This is a genomic window from Microbulbifer elongatus (genome assembly GCF_020524885.1).
Lineage (GTDB): Bacteria > Pseudomonadota > Gammaproteobacteria > Pseudomonadales > Cellvibrionaceae > Microbulbifer > Microbulbifer elongatus_A.
This window is the reverse complement of the sequence record NZ_JAIVKJ010000002.1, coordinates 275,895-291,843: the sequence shown is the minus strand read 5'-3', so window position 1 is coordinate 291,843 and position 15,949 is coordinate 275,895. Positions and strand designations below refer to the sequence as shown.

The following is a 15,949-nucleotide window of genomic DNA, read 5'->3' as shown; positions in this document are numbered from 1 at the left end:
ACCCCAAGTAGCAAGGAAAACGCTATGTCTCTGGATCAGAAATCCGCCCTGCGCGTTGCACAGGTTCTCAATGAAGCGCTGCCCTATATCCAGCGCTTTATAGGCAAGACCGTGGTGGTCAAATTCGGCGGCAATGCCATGGTCGACGAGGAGCTACAGAACAGCTTCGCCCGCGACGTGATCCTGATGAAGCTGGTGGGCATGAACCCGGTGGTCGTGCACGGCGGAGGCCCTCAGATCGGCGACCTGCTGAAAAAACTCAGTATTGAATCCCGCTTTGTCGACGGCATGCGCGTCACCGACAGCGAGACCATGGACGTGGTGGAAATGGTGCTTGGCGGCACCGTAAACAAACAGATCGTAAACCTGATCAATAAAAACGGCGGCCGCGCTGTGGGCGTGACCGGCAAGGATGGTTTGCTGATCCGCGCTAAAAAACTGCGTCGCAAGGACCAACAGGAAGAGACCGCTGGCCTGCACGCCTCGGAAATTATCGATATCGGCCACGTGGGGGAAGTGGACAGCGTGGATACCGGTGTGATTGACATGCTGATCAACAGCGACTTTATCCCGGTGATCGCGCCGATCGGCGTTGGCAAAAATGGCGAGTCTTACAACATCAACGCCGACCTGGTCGCCGGCAAGATCGCCGAATACCTGAAAGCGGAAAAACTGATGCTGCTGACCAATGTGGCGGGCCTGCAGGACAAGGAAGGGGAAGTGCTCACCGGCCTCTCCACCCTTGAGGTGGACGGCCTGATCGCCGACGGCACCATCTACGGCGGCATGCTGCCGAAGATCGCTTGCGCCCTGGATGCGGTAAAGGCCGGCGTGACCTCCGCGCACATCATCGATGGCCGCGTTCCCCACGCGGTATTGCTGGAAATTTTCACCGACACTGGCGTCGGCACCTTGATCACTAACGCCAACCTGAACGAAGATTGATTGCAAACCCGCGTGACACCGATCACAGAACCGGTGTTAACGGTCACTAACAATTGATGCCAAGGCGCCGAATCGTTACGATTCTGGCGCCGGTTTACAGGCTTTCAGCGAATTAAACTTTTTATCAAAAAAAGTGCGGGCTTCTGACACCCCAGCGCTGCCAAGCCAAGCATCGATCAAAAAACCGGCACAACAACAAAATCAGATCCCGGCTGAATACTCCGGGCAAAGGCAGTTCATGAGCAGCGAAAAAATCAATCGACGCCAGCAGATCCTGCAGGCCCTGGCCCACATGCTGGAAGCCAGCCCCGGCGCCCGCATTACCACCGCAGCACTGGCCAAAGAGGTAGGCTTCTCGGAAGCCGCGCTCTACCGCCACTTCCCCAGCAAATCCAAGATGTTCGAAGGCCTCATCGAATTTATCGAAGAGACCATCTTCAGCCGCATCAAGATGATCATGCAGGACGAGCCCAGCGCACTCGCCCGCTGCCAGAAGATACTGCATCTGCTGCTCGCCTTTTGCGAGCGTAACCCGGGTATCACCCGCCTGCTTACCGGAGACGCCCTGACGGGTGAAACCGAGCGCCTGCACGGCCGCATCCTGCAGTTGTTTGACCGCCTGGAGACCCAGCTCAAACAGATACTGCGAGAGGCAGAACTGCGCGAACAGCTGCGCCCAGCCATCCCGCTGACCGCCGCCGCCAACCTGCTGCTGGCCAGCGCCGAGGGGCGCATCGTCCAGTACGTGCGCAGCGGCTTCAAGCGCAAGCCCACCGAATACTGGACAGAACAGTGGCCGGTTCTGGTGGCAGGGTTCTTCCGGGAAAGTGCGCTGGCTGCGCAGAATGGATAGGGAAGGAAACAGACCAGGGCGAACTAAACCGCCCTGGACGAACACAAAAAAGCCGGCTTATTTGCCGGCTATTTCCTGATAGCGGCTGGTAGCCTGATCGAACTCACTGTTGATGGCCACTGCTTCTTTCTTTCGCAGCGCCAAACGCTGATTGACCACATCCACCTCTTTGCGCAGATTCTCGATGCGCGCCAGCTGTTCCGTAGACACAGAGCCGCCATTGCGCTGGGTGCGTGCCGCTGATGATTCTTCGCTTTCGATCTGACGGTTGAGGGACGCCATATTGGAACGCAGGATCGCCATATCCTGCTGCACGATGGCGAGCTTGCGCTTGCGCGCGGATTCGATGTCGGCAAGGCTGTTGTAGCGTTTCAGTAACTGCAGATCGGCGGCCAGGCGCGCCTCGCGGCGCTGCTTCTCGGCCAGTTCCTTGCCAGTCAGCTCGGGTTCCACCACTTCCAGAAGTCGCCCGGAAGGCGTCAACACCTCGTAGCCCCCGGCTACATAACGTGGGGGCACCAGATCGTCCAGCACCTGCACGCCGTGTTCGTTGGTATAGCGGTATAGCTTCTTGCCATCCCACCCCGATCCTGCAGCTCCGACATCCATTGTCAGAAAGGCGCCAGCCAGTGCCAGCGCTAGTGCGGTTTTCACGCTTGCCTCTCTAGTTATTTTCAATAAGCGTTCAATAATCGACCAATGGCGCTGATCCATCTGCGCCGGCAACTCTGTACTAGCTCTTTATCGCTAATGGGCTTTGCTTTTTTAGCCTCATAGAGTCAATTACGTAAATCGCTCTACTTACCCCTCAGAAGATACGCCATATTTCTGCCGGTAGTCGATAATCCGCTGCAGCAATTCATCGCTTGCAGCCTCAGTCTTAAGATAGGAAATAATATCGTCCAGTTCCACAATCCCGATCACAGGAATGCTGTATTCCTGCTCCACCAGCTGGATAGCGGAAAGGTCAGTGTCGTCGTTGGCTTTTTCCTGACGGTTTAGGCCAATCACCACGCCGGCAGGCTCGGCGCCCTGGGCCTGGATGATCTGCATCACCTCGCGCACCGCGGTACCCGCGGTAATCACATCATCGATGATCAAAACCTTGCCTTTAAGCGGCGCACCCACTAAGGTTCCGCCCTCGCCGTGGTCCTTGGCCTCTTTCCGGTTGTAACAGAAGGGTTTATCGACCCCTTTCTGCGCCAATGCCACTGCGGTTACCGCTCCCAGCGGGATGCCTTTGTAGGCCGGCCCGAAAATGACATCAAACTCCACTCCAGAGGCGATGATCGCTTCCGCATAGGCATTGCCCAGCGCGGCGAGCGCTGCACCACTGTGGAATCGGCCGGCATTAAAGAAATAGGGGCTCTGGCGCCCGGATTTCAGCGTAAAATCCCCGAAACAGAGCACATCGTGCTCCAGGGCCAGTTGGATAAAGTCGCGCTGGTACTGCTGCATGGCAATTTGATAACTATTGGCTAAGGTGAAGGAAGGTCCCCATGGAACGGGGAGCGGCTATCGAAAAATGTTCAGACGAATAACGACTGCAATTTTACACAGTCCGCTGGTAAGGGGCTAATAATGCGAATAGTGAGTTTGTCCGTAGATGGAGTGCACCAGGCTGCACAGCGCGGGCTCTACGATTGGCTGTCAGATCAGGATGCGGACATCATCTGCCTGCAGGATCTGCGCTCACTGGAACCGGAGCTGGATCACCCCATCTTCCATCCGGACGGATACTACAGCTATTTCTTCGATTCTGGCACACCCCACGAGAATGGTGTTGCCATCTATACCCGTGCCCAGCCCAAGGCGCTCATCTACGGCATGGGCTTCGCCAACGGCGTGGACATGTACGGCCGCTACCTGCAGGCAGACTTTGAGCGCCTCAGCGTCGGCTCCCTGCTGGCACCGGTAGCCACCGATGAAGCCTCTCTGGAGGTGAAGGTCCAGTTCTTTGACGACATGCAGGCGCACCTGGCAAAGATCAGCCGCAAGCGTCGCGACTTCATTTTCTGCGGTAACTGGGGCATGGCCCACCGCCGCGCCGACGTGCAGAACTGGCAGGACCACCAGGACACCCCCGGATTCATGCGTCACGAGCAACGCTGGCTCGACCAGCTGTTCAACGATATCGGCTATATCGACGCCTTCCGCCGCGTGGTCAAAGACGCCGACGAATTTACCTGGTGGCCAAGCGGCGAGCCGGGCAAAGGGGATGGCTGGCGCACCGACATGCAGATCGTGTCGCAGACGCTGAAAAACAAGATCGAATACGGTGCCATCAACAAGAACGTCAACTTCTCCAGCCACCTGCCATTGATCATGGATTACGACCTGGAAGTCTGACCTCAGGGCTGGCTGTGAATACGCAGCGGGCTTTCAAAAAAGGGCGCACTGACCTGTTCAGCGCGCCCTTTTTAGTTTGTGGTTGTCTTAACCAGCGAGGTTTCGCTAGTGGATACGCGAGGAAGTCAGCTTCACATCCGCGTCCCTCCAGGCCTTGGTAAAGCGCGCCTCGATCAATTTCGCCTTGTCGGTTTTATCCTGCTTTTTCAACGCTTCGGCCAGGCCAAAAAGCGCCCAGCCACTGTTGGGGTAGCGGTCGAGCACCTGCCAGTAAACCGTCTCTGCCTCGGCGGGACGGTCCGCATCCATTAACACTGCACCCAGAGCCAACCTCGGTGGATAGTGCCATTCTGTCGGTTCCGTATACACCAGCCCGTCCTCGAGTCGCACGGCCCGTGCCAGGTGCGCCGCCGCCTTTTCGTAATCACCCTTGGCCGCAGCCAGCTCACCGGCGAGCACTTCCGGGCCTATGGCGATGATGCCAGCCGCGGTATTGGGGGAAAACATCGGATAATCCAGCGCCGGGTTCACCGCGATCTTGTTCAGTGCTGCCAGTTCTTTTTCCGCAGCCCCGGTATCGCCCTTGCCGATAAACGCGAGGCCACGCACATAGTGCCAGGCGCCGGTCAGAAACAGGTCCTTTGCCGGCTTCGGCAGCGCCAGTATCTCGTCCCACTTGCCGAAGCGCGCCAGCGCCCAGTATTTCACGACACGGAAGCCCGCCAGCATTGGCATCTGCTCAAGGGCTTCGTCACTAATCTGTTCTCCGGTCTTGTTCGCCGCTTCAATCGCAGCTGCACTGCGCCCCTGCGCGGTAGTCGCAAACCAAAGGAAGTGGATATTGTGCGGGTAATACGCCATGGGATAGATACCCTGCGCACGGCACTGGCTGATATAACTTTCATCCGCGGCAATGGCGCGCACATTGGCTTTTGCCGAGTCGGCGTAGCGACCCACGCGCTGGTAGATGTGCGCCGGCATATGCACGATATGCCCGGCGCCCGGCATCAAGCCGGAGAGTGCGTCCGCCGCTTTTTCCGCGCGCTCTGGATTTTTTGTTGGTTCAATCAGGTGAATGTACAGATGCAGTGCGCCCGGATGTTTTGGGTTACGCGTCATCACCGATTCCAGCAGTGCGACGATTTCCTCAGTGCCCTCATAGGGCGTGCCATCACGCATCCAGTAATTCCACGGGCGCAGATCCATCATGGATTCGGCGTACAGGGTCGCGATATCGAGATCATCCGGAAACTGCTGAGCCACCTCTGCCATTGCCTGCGCGTATTCCTGATCTCGTGCCTTGCGATCTGCGGAGTCCCCCGAATAGCGCTTTGTCAGCGCTTCGATCAATGCCTTTTCGCGCGCACTCGCGCCCTTGCTTAACGACTTTGCTTTTTGTGCGAGCTCATAAGCCTGAGGTTCCGTATCCGGGTCCATCGGCGCATTGATATTGGGGCCCAATACCAGTGCCTGCCCCCAATACGTCATGGCGCAGTTGGGCGCGAGACGTGCGGCTTCACGGAAAGACCTGCCAGCCTCGGCGTGATTGAACGCGTACGCGAGGTTTACCCCCTGATTGATAAACGGCTGCGCCTTTTTCGACGCGCAGCTGACAGGGAATGTATGCTTGCCCAGGTCTTGCAGACGCGGCGCCAGGGCACCTGAAGGCGCGGGCTTGCGGGCCTCGGGGGATTCGCGGTAATGCTTGTGTTGCGGCTCGGACCCAACGTCGGCTTCCTGCGCGGCGACAAGCCCTGACATTGATAACAGAATCAGGCCGCTGATCAGCTGTCGGATTTCCATGCCGGTTTTCCTCACATGCATTTTTGTTGTGAGGAGTAGCTTATGCAGCCATGCTGCCAGCGCGCGCAATTACTGTGGTATTTGGTGCCTGTTTTGGAAAACAGAGGGAATCGCCCGCCGAAGCGAAAGGCTTTCGCTTCGGCGAGTGGCGGTTTACTCCGCCAGCGCTTTTTTCTGCAGCTCGATCAGTTCCCGGATCCCCGCCTTGCCCAGCGCCAGCATCTCGGCAAACTGATGCTCGGTGAAAGGCACGCCTTCCGCGGTACCCTGCACCTCGATCATGCCGCCGTCTTCTGCCATCACCAGATTCATATCGGTATCGGCATTGGAGTCCTCCGGATAATCCAGGTCCAGTACCGCCTCACCTTCATATATACCCACGGAGATCGCCGCCACCATATTGATCAGCGGATCGGTGGTAATCATTTTCTCCCGCTGCATGAAACGGATTGCGTCCACCAGTGCAACACAAGCACCGGTGATAGAGGCGGTACGCGTGCCGCCGTCTGCCTGGATCACGTCGCAGTCGAGGGTAATCTGGTTCTCACCCAACGCCTTGAGGTCTACCGCTGCGCGCAGGGAGCGACCTATAAGACGCTGGATTTCCACTGTACGCCCGCCTTGCTTGCCTCGCGCCGCCTCGCGTCCCATACGGGAGCCAGTGGAGCGGGGCAGCATACCGTACTCCGCAGTGATCCAGCCGCTGCCCTGGCCCCGCAGGAAACGCGGCACTTCCGCCGCCACCGAGGCATTACACAGCACCTTGGTGTCGCCGAACTCCACCAGGACAGAGCCCTCCGCGTGGCGCGTGTATTGGCGGGTAATGCGCACATCGCGCAGTTGTTCCGGTTTGCGGCCGCTGGGTCGCTGCATATTGCACCTCTATCGTTGATTCAGATTCCTTAAGGCCCGGCATTATAGCCGTCTAAACCGCAAATCACCCTGTGCTATGATTTGCCGCTGTTTTTTATCATCGAAAATTCATCACCCAGCGTTTGTGGAGCTCGGCAGTATGGCCAATAACAAAGTGCGCAGCATGACCGCCTTCGGGCGTGCAGAAGTCAATTACTCTACCGGCACCGCCGTATGGGAAATGCGCTCGGTCAATCATCGCTATCTGGAGCCCCACTTCCGTCTGCCGGAAGCCGGGCGTGCGCTCGAACCCAAACTCCGTGAGGTGCTGCGCAAAACCCTGAACCGCGGCAAGGTCGAAATGACCTTGAACCTCAAGGTCAACAGCGGCGAGGTAGCCGGCATCGAAGTCAACCAGGCACTAGTGAACGAACTGGTGAACGCGGCACAGAAAGTCGCGCCGGAGAGCCAGCCACTCAACCCGCTGGAGGTATTGAAGTGGCCAGGCGTGATCGCAGAGCCGGAAACCGATGCCGAAGAACAGGCTGGCGCAATTCTCGATGGCTTCAAGCAGGCGCTGAAACAGGTAGTGGATAACCGTGAGCGCGAGGGCGCAGAACTGGCTGGGTTTATCGAAGCCCGCCTCGCGGGCATCGACGAGCAGGTCACTACCGTGCGTGCTCTACTGCCGCAAATTTTGCAGAACCAGCGCGAGAAACTAAAAAACCGTCTGCTGGAACTGCTGGAAGAGATCGACAAGGACCGTGTTGAGCAGGAAATCGTTTTGCTCGCGCAGAAAGCCGACGTAGACGAGGAACTTGATCGACTGGAAGCCCATATCACCGAAACCCGCCGTGTACTCAAAAATGGAGGCCCCATCGGCCGCCGACTGGATTTCCTGATGCAGGAATTCAACCGCGAGGCGAACACGCTTTCATCAAAAGCAGTGGTCACAGATACAACGCAAGCAGCGGTGGAATTGAAGGTTTTGATCGAGCAGATGCGGGAACAGGTGCAGAACATCGAGTAATGTCTCAGGGTATTCTGGCCAATCTAAAGCAAAGCGCTGAATGCCCCGTCTTTCCTGACTTCCCGCCCAATTTCCCTCTAGACTAAGCTAACGCCAACTGGCGATAATCCAGCCTAATCTAAGCATAAGGTTGTACCAAAGCTTGTACCAAGTATTCTATCTTTGGTTTTGGTACAACTATTGGGCACTAGGCAAGGATCGCCATGGGAGCACTGAACGACGTGGATCTTCGGCGCAGGAAAGCGCAAGGGACCTACACGGAAGGCAAATCAGACCAACAGAACGGTCTGTACTGGGTCTTCCGTAAAACCTTCAAGAATCCCAAGTGGCGGCTGCGCTATAACTTTCGCGGTGCAGCCCGCACCATGTGGCTGGGCGATTACCCCGCCATGACTCTTGCTGAGGCTCGCAAGGAGGCTAAGCGTCTGCGTGCCCGAGTCACCTTGGGGCATGACGTCGCTCAGGAAAAGCAGGAGCGCATCCAGGAGAGCCGCGCCAAGGCTGAGGCCGATCGCCTGGCGATGACCTTCAGCCAGCTCGCCGACGACTGGTACGACCGTAATATCTGGCAGCGCCACCTCAAAGGTAACTACAAACATCCCCGGCCCGTTCGCCGGCAAATCGACCAGCGGCTGCTGCCATTTATCGGTCACCTAAAGGTCGAAGACGTTAAACCCCACCATATCGATGCCATTCTCACCAGTGCAGCCAAGGATGCCCCAACCGTCGCCAACCGTTTGTCCGGCATGCTCAAGGCAATATTCGACCACGCCATCAAGCGCCACATTGTCGATTCCAATCCCGCGCAACCGTTTGGTATCGAAGATGCTGGCGGCAAGCGAAGTGCTAGAAATCGCTGGCTGACTAAAGCGGAGCTAACTCAACTTTTCCAGGCTATGTATCGGACTGACAGCCTGGGCAGACAAAATGAGCTAGCCATCAAGCTATTGATCCTACTAGGTGGTCGGAAAATGGAGCTCCTAACCGCCCGCTGGGAGCACATCGACCTAGATGAAGGAGTTTGGCTTTTACAGGCGGGCAACAAGTCCAAGCGAAGTATTGCTATACCCCTACCTGAACTCGCCGTTGAATGGCTTACGGAATTAAAGCGCTATGCAGGCCGAAGTGGCTGGGTATTCCCCGCCCGCAAAATGCAGCAAAAAGGCACCCCGCATATTTCCTCTGACACCCTCAACCGGGCTCTGGACCGGATTAAAGCCAACCTGCCGGACATGGAGCACTTCACCATTCACGATCTGCGACGCACTACCCGAACGCATTTGGCCGGCCTAGGGGTGAAGAGGGATGTAGCTGAAATGTGCCTAAACCACGTAATTAAGGGTATCGAAGGCGTCTACAACCAATACACATATTTCAATGAGCGCTCAGAAGCTTTGGTGTCTTGGTCGCAAGTTTTGTCAGTACTCGATAACCGTTCATTAGATCAGGAGCACAGTTAATGCCTGAGATCCATCATTTGAGCCCGGTCCGTATTCGTGATGTTCATAACGATCAACCTGGATTTAACTTGCGCAAATTACTTGCGGCTCTGTGCGATAGCAAGATCAAGCTTTATCAGCTTATTCCGCCTGGCATCAGTGTTGATCAATATCCCAAAAAGGACACGATTATCGATATAACTGGTTTTCTTGGTGATGAGAATGTTCAGGAATGGCGCCGAACACCAACTCGAGTTTGGCCTGCTAGCGATCAACTACGGGACGGTCCTTTCGCTGTTCAGATTTCACCAAATAGCGTGGTGAATATGGCCAAAGAGGTACTCTATGAGTTGGTAGAGAAGGGATTAGCAGCACTTGAGATCAACGATTTTTTCGACCCATATTACGTTGCTGACAACGGATCAGAACTAATACTGGTTAAGACTTGCTACCCGATTCTTGACCTTGGACCAAACGATCCTGCTTTTCTGAGCCCCAATATGCTGAAGTTCGGCACAATTTACTTCGAGGCAGAGCGACTAGTGCCCACGTTCGGGGATCTCGTAATCTCTCAAAATGATCTCGACACGCTAATTCACTGTCCCGAAAGGCTAACTCCCAAAGAACTTACCGTCGAAACGCGAAACAAGAGCTCAATCAACCACCCAGCAAAGGATCCCTCTCTCGACATTTATGCACCAGAATTACGTCTGGCCCTAGAAATCTGGGAAGCTTTTTATCTGCGCCAAGAAAAGCCTGAGCATCTTGGTCATACACGGGCAGCCGTCAACTTCGTCAGAAAACAATTCCCAAGCATGGAAATCAGCGAACAATTAATCAAAGATAGAATTGGACCAGTAAGCAACATTAAAAAGAATAAAAGTTCCGGAAATCGAGGCAAGGGCCCTAACGGCCCAAAATGACGACTTATCTTGCTATCTAATCTCGGCGTGGTCGGACCAACATAGTGGGACCATTTTCTTAAGTCCCACCTCTGGACTCGGACCATAGCCTAGGCAATATCTTTGTAAGCCTTCAATCCAAGTAAGGCTTACACCATGCACCGAGATAACTACCCTTCCGAGCCGATCAACCCTGACGCCATGTACCGAGCACCAGCCTGTGCAAGGCTATTCGGAATTGGACTTTCAACCTGGTGGTACTGGGCCAAGATAGGAAAAGTCCAGCGCGGCCTACGGATAGGTCCGAAAATGACGGTTTGGCCTGGCGAGAGCCTTTTGGCGCTAAGGGCGAAACTTATCGAAGAAGCCGAATCTCTGGGGCATTGAACGTGTGCCCTCAAGATTCCACAGACATTTATGCTCCAGATCCCAGCTCTGTGACTCCGTTGCCCAATCCATCGATAGTGGCACGCTTGCTCTGTCGCGGCGATCGAATGGAAGTGGCTTGCGGTCGCCTCATGATTACTCCGTCGTCAGGCCAGCCGGTCCCTAGAAACTGGCTTAATCGACACTTTGAGCAGCTGGTGTCAGAGACTGCCCTTCAGCTGGGCGAAAGACTTTACATCTTTGAAAGCTACAGCACAGGTCGCTTCGACAAGGGTCGGTATAAGGGTGTGCAGCTGCAGCTCACCTGTGCCCTCACTGGAGCAAGCCGCTTCGTCATCTTCAATGCGGAGATTGAGCGGCAGCGTAAAACCAAGCACGGGCGGCCGGGATCAATTCTTCCCAACCATCAATTCAAAGCAGGCAAAAAAAGTGCCTTTGCGAAGTTTTGGCGAAATGCGGGACTCCCCAAGCCCCAGCGCAAGGGCTGGTATAGCAATCTAATGGGTAAGCTCAAGGGCGTGATCTTTACCGGTGCAGTGTTGACGGGAGAGAAGCTAGATAAACTGTCGTTGCTGCCACTAAATTTAGCTCATGGCGCGCTCTTAGAGCTTTTTGAGATCACCAAACCGAACATCTCTCAAGCAAGCCCCGAACAAAACCCAAGCAAATCCCAAACAGTTTTCCCAAACACAAGATTGCCGGAAACCCAGGTACAGCAACGTGTTCAGCTCGATAAAACTACGGGCGCTCCGAACTGCGGTAATACGGTAATCAGGCAATGCGGTCATCAGGGAAGTAGCAGGTCCCCTTATGAACAAACAGATGAGGAATGGCTGGCAGACTACAATCGCCACGACTCTAGAGCGGCGAACGTTGATGCTAAGCCACCCCAAAGCAAGGGGGTCATATTTTGATCAGGTGGAATTTTGGAGTCGTCGCTTCTGCGTTGTGCGCTATTTCAGCCATATTCACGGCGCTACTATGTATATCGTTTGCAAGCACGCCCTTTTTGACCGTGGTTAATGCTGCTGCCGGACTTGCGCTCGAGCTAATGAAATTCTCGCTATTTCCGGCGGCACTGACCCTTTGGCGGCACGGACGATCTCTCATTGCGCTACTTTGCTATACGCTAGGTTCAACGCTTGTCGCCGCTTCCTTAGCTGCATCGTGGGCTTATTTTTCAGAAGCGCAAGATACAAAGACGTCTGTGCAGCTCAGCAAGAGCATGAACTTTAAGATTTGGCAAGACCAAGTCTCAGCTGTTAGCAAGCAAATTTCCCTGCTACAGCAGTCCGCCTCAAAAGACCTGGAAAATGGCTACCGAGCACGCGCCAATAGTACTTTGGCGAAACTTCGGGAGCAGGATCGGCTGCGCTCTCAACATCTTGCAGGACGCCCTGAAAATATCGTGTCTAGCGCAATGCCAATCGAGCCAAAATTGATGTTTGCGATCCTGGCGACACTAATAGAACTTTGCGCCATTGCAGCACTGATGCTTCCTCGCTTGTTAAAGAGACACCAATCCACTGAAATTCGCCCCAGCGCCAACATCAAGCCTGATTCAGGAAGGAGCCACCCGGAAACTGGTCCGCCCAAAAAACCCTATAAAACTTTATCTTCCACTTATGGGTCGCCCGCCGCTCAATTACAGCTCAATATTTAGCCACCCACTATCCCTTGCCACAAAACCCACAGCTATTGTGGGTTTTTCTACTTTCTACTCTACAAATCAGTACATCGCTAATGCCTGTCGACTTGGGCGGCGTGAACTTCATCACGTTTGTCGGTAGTATCGTACGGTTGTCTTAGGTAGCCCTAAAAAGCAGGGAAGGCCATAAGCTCTAAGGGGGAATAGTGAAGGGCACTAACACTGCGCAGTCCGCAAACTTCGGTTTCCTGGCCGAACACGACGAGCTATTCGTTCAGCTGGCAAGCGCCGCCGAGCGATCCTTTTCCAGTGACCCCAATACCACGCTGATCAAGCTACGCCAGCTTGGCGAGGCCATAGCACAGCACATAGCTGCGCGTGTGGGCGTCGAGGTAGATGAGCAAACCAGCCAATCAGACCTGCTATACCGCCTTAATCGGGAAATACGCCTGGAGCCGGTGGTGAAAGAGCTGTTCCACACGCTGCGTATCGAAGGCAACAAGGCTACCCACGAATTCCGAACCCAGCACCGGGAAGCCCTGGACGGGCTGAAGGTCGCTCGAGCCCTGGCTATCTGGTTCCATCAGTCCTTCGGCGGCGCGGGCACCAAGTTCAAGCCCGGCCCCTTCGTCGCCCCTGCAGACCCCAGCAGCCATCTGCGTCAGCTTCAGAGCGAGATCGACAAGCTTAAGCACGATCTGCAGGAAGCCAACGTACAGCTCGACTCCAGCCAGCAACTAAACGACCTGATTGCCAAGGAAAAAGCCGAGTACGAGGCTTTGGCACTGGCCATGGACGAGGAATCTCGAGCAAAGGCCGAGGAGGCCGCGACGCACGAGCAGGCACTCACTGCACAGCGACAAGAGTACGAACAGAAGATCAAGGCCCTACAGCAGCAACTGGCCGATCAGGGTGACAAGACCGTCAGTGCCGAGCGCCAAAAGGTCGCTAAGCAGACCCAGGCCGCCGGTCAGCACATCGTACTGAACGAGGAGCTGACCCGCATCCTGATCGACCAGCAACTGGTGGAGAACGGCTGGGAGGCAGACAGCCAGGAGCTGACTTACCAGAAAGGGGCGCGGCCCGAGAAAGGCGTTAACCGCGCTATTGCAGAATGGCCCACCCAGAGAGGCCCCGCAGACTATGTGCTCTTCGCCGGCCTCACCCCCGTCGCAGTGGTGGAAGCCAAAAAAGAGAACACCAATGTCGCCGGCAAGATCCGCCAGGCGGAGCGCTATAGCCGGGGGCTTCAGATCGCCGCCCCGTTAATTGGCGCCTGGGAACTCGCTGGTCGCACCGTGGCCTGGCCAGACGAAGCTGACGGGTACTTCAAGGTGCCGTTTGTCTATTCCTGCAACGGTCGACCCTATATCCCGCAGCTGGCGGAACAATCCGGGACTTGGTTCCGGGATGTCCGTGAGCCAAGCAATATCCGCCGCGCACTGCAAAAGTTCCATACCCCGGCCGGTCTGCTCGACCTGTTGCAGCGCAGTAAAGAAAAAGCGGAACAACAACTGGAGCAGGAGCCGTTCGGCTACCTCAAGTTGCGTGACTATCAGCAAAAAGCCATTGTCGCTACCGAGAATGCGCTGGCTGCCGGTGTCCGACAGGCGCTGCTGGCCATGGCCACCGGCACCGGCAAGACCCGCACCATCATCGGCCTGATGTACCGGTTCCTGAAAGCCGAGCGTTTCAAGCGCATCCTGTTTCTGGTGGACCGCACCGCCCTGGGCCAGCAGGCAATCGATGCCTTTAACGAGGCGCCACTGGAACAGAATCACACCCTGTCCAAGATTTACAATGTAGCCGAGCTCGGCGATATGGCCGCCGAAGCGGAAACCCGCGTCCAGGTGGCCACCGTGCAGGCGATGGTTGCGCGAGTATTCAGAAGCGACACGCCACCGCCGGTGGACCAGTTCGACTGCATCATCATCGATGAAGCCCACCGCGGTTATACCCTCGACCAAGAGATGACCGAGGGCGAGCTGGCCACCCGCGATGCCAGCCAGTACCTATCCAGCTATCGACGCGTACTGGACTACTTCGATGCGGTAAAGGTGGGGCTCACCGCGACGCCCGCCAAGCACACCAGCGAAATCTTCGGCAAGCCGGTGTACACCTACTCCTACCGTGAGGCGGTGGCCGATGACTGGCTGATCGACCATGAGCCGCCCATCCGTTATGAAACCCTGCTAACCCAAAAGGGTATCCAGTTCGAGAAGGGTTCCGCGGTACAGGCCATCAACACCCAGACCGGTGCCGTAGAAACCGCAGAACTGGAAGACGAACTGAACTTCGAGGTGGAAGCTTTTAACCGCCGCGTGATCAACGAGAACTTCAACCGGGTGATCTGCGAACAGCTGGTACAGGAGCTGGACCCCTTCGGGGATGAGAAGACCATGATCTTCTGCGCCACCGACCTGCACGCCGACATGGTCAAACGATTGCTGGATGAAGCCTTCAAAGACCTCTACAACGGCGAGTACAACCAGGCCGCCGTGGCCAAGATCACAGGCCAAAGCGACAAGGTGAGCCAGCTGATCCGCGAGTACAAGAACGAGCGCTACCCCAATATCGCCATCACCGTGGATCTGCTCACCACCGGCATCGACGTACCCAAAATCTGCAATCTGGTGTTCCTGCGTCGCGTTCGCTCTCGCATCCTGTACGAACAGATGATCGGCCGCGCCACCCGCCGCTGCGATGAGATCGGCAAGACTGTATTCCGCATCTACGACCCGGTGGATATCTATGCGGCGCTGCAGGATGTAAACACCATGAAGCCGCTGGTGAAGGACCCCAATATCAGCCTCGAACAGCTGGTGGACGAGCTCACCGATCCGGAGCAGCTGGAACGGGCCCTGAACAGCCCCGGCGAGCAACAAGGGGAAACCCATGCCGACGCCGTGCTGAGCCAGCTCAGCCAGAAACTGATGCGGGTGCTGCGCAAAGCGGACAACAAGGCCGACAGCAAACCGGCACTCAAGCAAAAGCTGGGCGAGCTCGAGCAACAGTGGGGCGTCGCACCCAAGTCACTGCACAAGCACCTGCACGACCTCGGGCCCAGCCAGGCAGCCGAATTCATCCGCCAGCACGCCGGCTTGCTACATCAGCTCACCGAGGTCAAAACCCTACTCGGCAGTGACAAGATTCCGCTGATCTCGGAACACGAGGATGAAATCCGCGAGCGCACCCAGAGCTATGGCGCACACAAACGGCCTGATGACTACCTGGATAGTTTCAATCAATTCATCAAGGAACAGCTCAACCAGTCCGCTGCCCTGGCAGTGGTGGTGAACCGACCCCGAGACCTCACGCGGGAGCAGCTGAAGGAAGTGAAGCTGCTGCTGGACAATCACGGCTACTCGGAAGCGAACCTGCAAAGCGCGGTGCGCAACCAAACCAACCAGGATATCGCCGCCAGCATTATCGGCCATATACGCCGTGCAGCGCTTGGGGAGGCGCTGGTGCCGTTCGAGCAGCGGGTTGCCAAAGCCATGGACAGGATCTTCACCCAACACCCCTGGACCCCTGCCCAGCGTAAATGGCTGCAGCGCCTCGCCAAGCAGCTGACCCATGAAGTGGTTATTGATCGCGAAGCCATCAACCAGATGCCCGCCTTCGAGGGTGGCGCCCGCCGGCTGGATAAAATTTTGAACGATCAGCTGGATACCGTACTGGAAGAATTCAAAGCGGCACTCTGGCCTGCCGCCCAGACCGCATAACAATTTAGATGTAAGG

13 protein-coding genes are annotated in these 15,949 nt (G+C 56.1%); 9 read left to right on the top strand and 4 right to left on the bottom strand.

What is annotated here, in order from left to right; all coding sequences use genetic code 11:
* Positions 1-24 precede the first annotated feature (24 nt).
* A complete protein-coding gene (argB, locus tag LC059_RS08590) occupies positions 25-945 on the top strand; it encodes an acetylglutamate kinase (protein WP_226703438.1) in 921 nt (306 codons plus the stop codon).
* Between the two features lie 238 nt (positions 946-1,183).
* The gene (gene slmA / locus LC059_RS08585; protein ID WP_226703437.1) at positions 1,184-1,798 is read left to right on the top strand and encodes a nucleoid occlusion factor SlmA; all 615 of its coding nucleotides are present in this window, start codon (positions 1,184-1,186) and stop codon (positions 1,796-1,798) included.
* A gap of 57 nt (positions 1,799-1,855) precedes the next feature.
* Here the strand turns inward: slmA and LC059_RS08580 are convergent, their stop codons facing one another.
* Both LC059_RS08580 and pyrE read right to left on the bottom strand, forming a co-directional pair.
* Complete coding sequence (locus LC059_RS08580; RefSeq protein ID WP_226703436.1) at positions 1,856-2,452, bottom strand: hypothetical protein; 597 nt, start codon at positions 2,450-2,452, stop codon at positions 1,856-1,858.
* Between the two features lie 147 nt (positions 2,453-2,599).
* On the bottom strand, positions 2,600-3,256 hold the full coding sequence (gene pyrE, locus LC059_RS08575; protein ID WP_226703435.1) for an orotate phosphoribosyltransferase: 657 nt from the start codon (positions 3,254-3,256) through the stop codon (positions 2,600-2,602).
* Positions 3,257-3,379: 123 nt separating this feature from the next.
* On the opposite strand from pyrE, the gene LC059_RS08570 reads away from it, so the two are divergent.
* Positions 3,380-4,147 (top strand): exodeoxyribonuclease III, encoded by a 768-nt coding sequence (locus tag LC059_RS08570; RefSeq protein WP_226703434.1) that lies wholly within the window; start codon positions 3,380-3,382, stop codon positions 4,145-4,147.
* A gap of 105 nt (positions 4,148-4,252) precedes the next feature.
* Here LC059_RS08570 and LC059_RS08565 read toward each other — a convergent pair whose 3' ends face one another.
* The gene (locus LC059_RS08565; RefSeq protein WP_226703433.1) at positions 4,253-5,950 is read right to left on the bottom strand and encodes a tetratricopeptide repeat protein; all 1,698 of its coding nucleotides are present in this window, start codon (positions 5,948-5,950) and stop codon (positions 4,253-4,255) included.
* 153 nt (positions 5,951-6,103) lie between these two features.
* Positions 6,104-6,823, bottom strand: coding sequence for a ribonuclease PH (gene rph, locus LC059_RS08560; RefSeq protein WP_226703432.1), 720 nt, complete (start codon positions 6,821-6,823; stop codon positions 6,104-6,106).
* 139 nt (positions 6,824-6,962) lie between these two features.
* Here rph and LC059_RS08555 point away from each other — a divergent pair, with 139 nt between their 5' ends.
* The 6 genes from LC059_RS08555 (at position 6,963) to hsdR (ending at position 15,933) form a co-directional block, all read left to right on the top strand.
* Entirely contained in the window at positions 6,963-7,832 is an 870-nt protein-coding gene (locus tag LC059_RS08555) for a YicC/YloC family endoribonuclease (protein ID WP_226703431.1), read from the top strand.
* Positions 7,833-8,035: 203 nt separating this feature from the next.
* On the top strand, positions 8,036-9,292 hold the full coding sequence (locus LC059_RS08550) for a tyrosine-type recombinase/integrase (protein ID WP_226703430.1): 1,257 nt from the start codon (positions 8,036-8,038) through the stop codon (positions 9,290-9,292).
* Positions 9,292-10,194, top strand: coding sequence for a hypothetical protein (locus tag LC059_RS08545; RefSeq protein WP_226703429.1), 903 nt, complete (start codon positions 9,292-9,294; stop codon positions 10,192-10,194). Before LC059_RS08550 ends, LC059_RS08545 begins: the two co-directional genes overlap by 1 nt.
* A 563-nt stretch (positions 10,195-10,757) precedes the next feature.
* Positions 10,758-11,474 (top strand): hypothetical protein, encoded by a 717-nt coding sequence (locus LC059_RS08540; RefSeq protein WP_226703428.1) that lies wholly within the window; start codon positions 10,758-10,760, stop codon positions 11,472-11,474.
* Between the two features lie 95 nt (positions 11,475-11,569).
* Complete coding sequence (locus tag LC059_RS08535) at positions 11,570-12,223, top strand: hypothetical protein (RefSeq protein ID WP_226703427.1); 654 nt, start codon at positions 11,570-11,572, stop codon at positions 12,221-12,223.
* 191 nt (positions 12,224-12,414) lie between these two features.
* Positions 12,415-15,933, top strand: coding sequence for a type I restriction-modification system endonuclease (gene hsdR, locus LC059_RS08530; protein WP_226703426.1), 3,519 nt, complete (start codon positions 12,415-12,417; stop codon positions 15,931-15,933).
* Positions 15,934-15,949 lie beyond the last annotated feature (16 nt).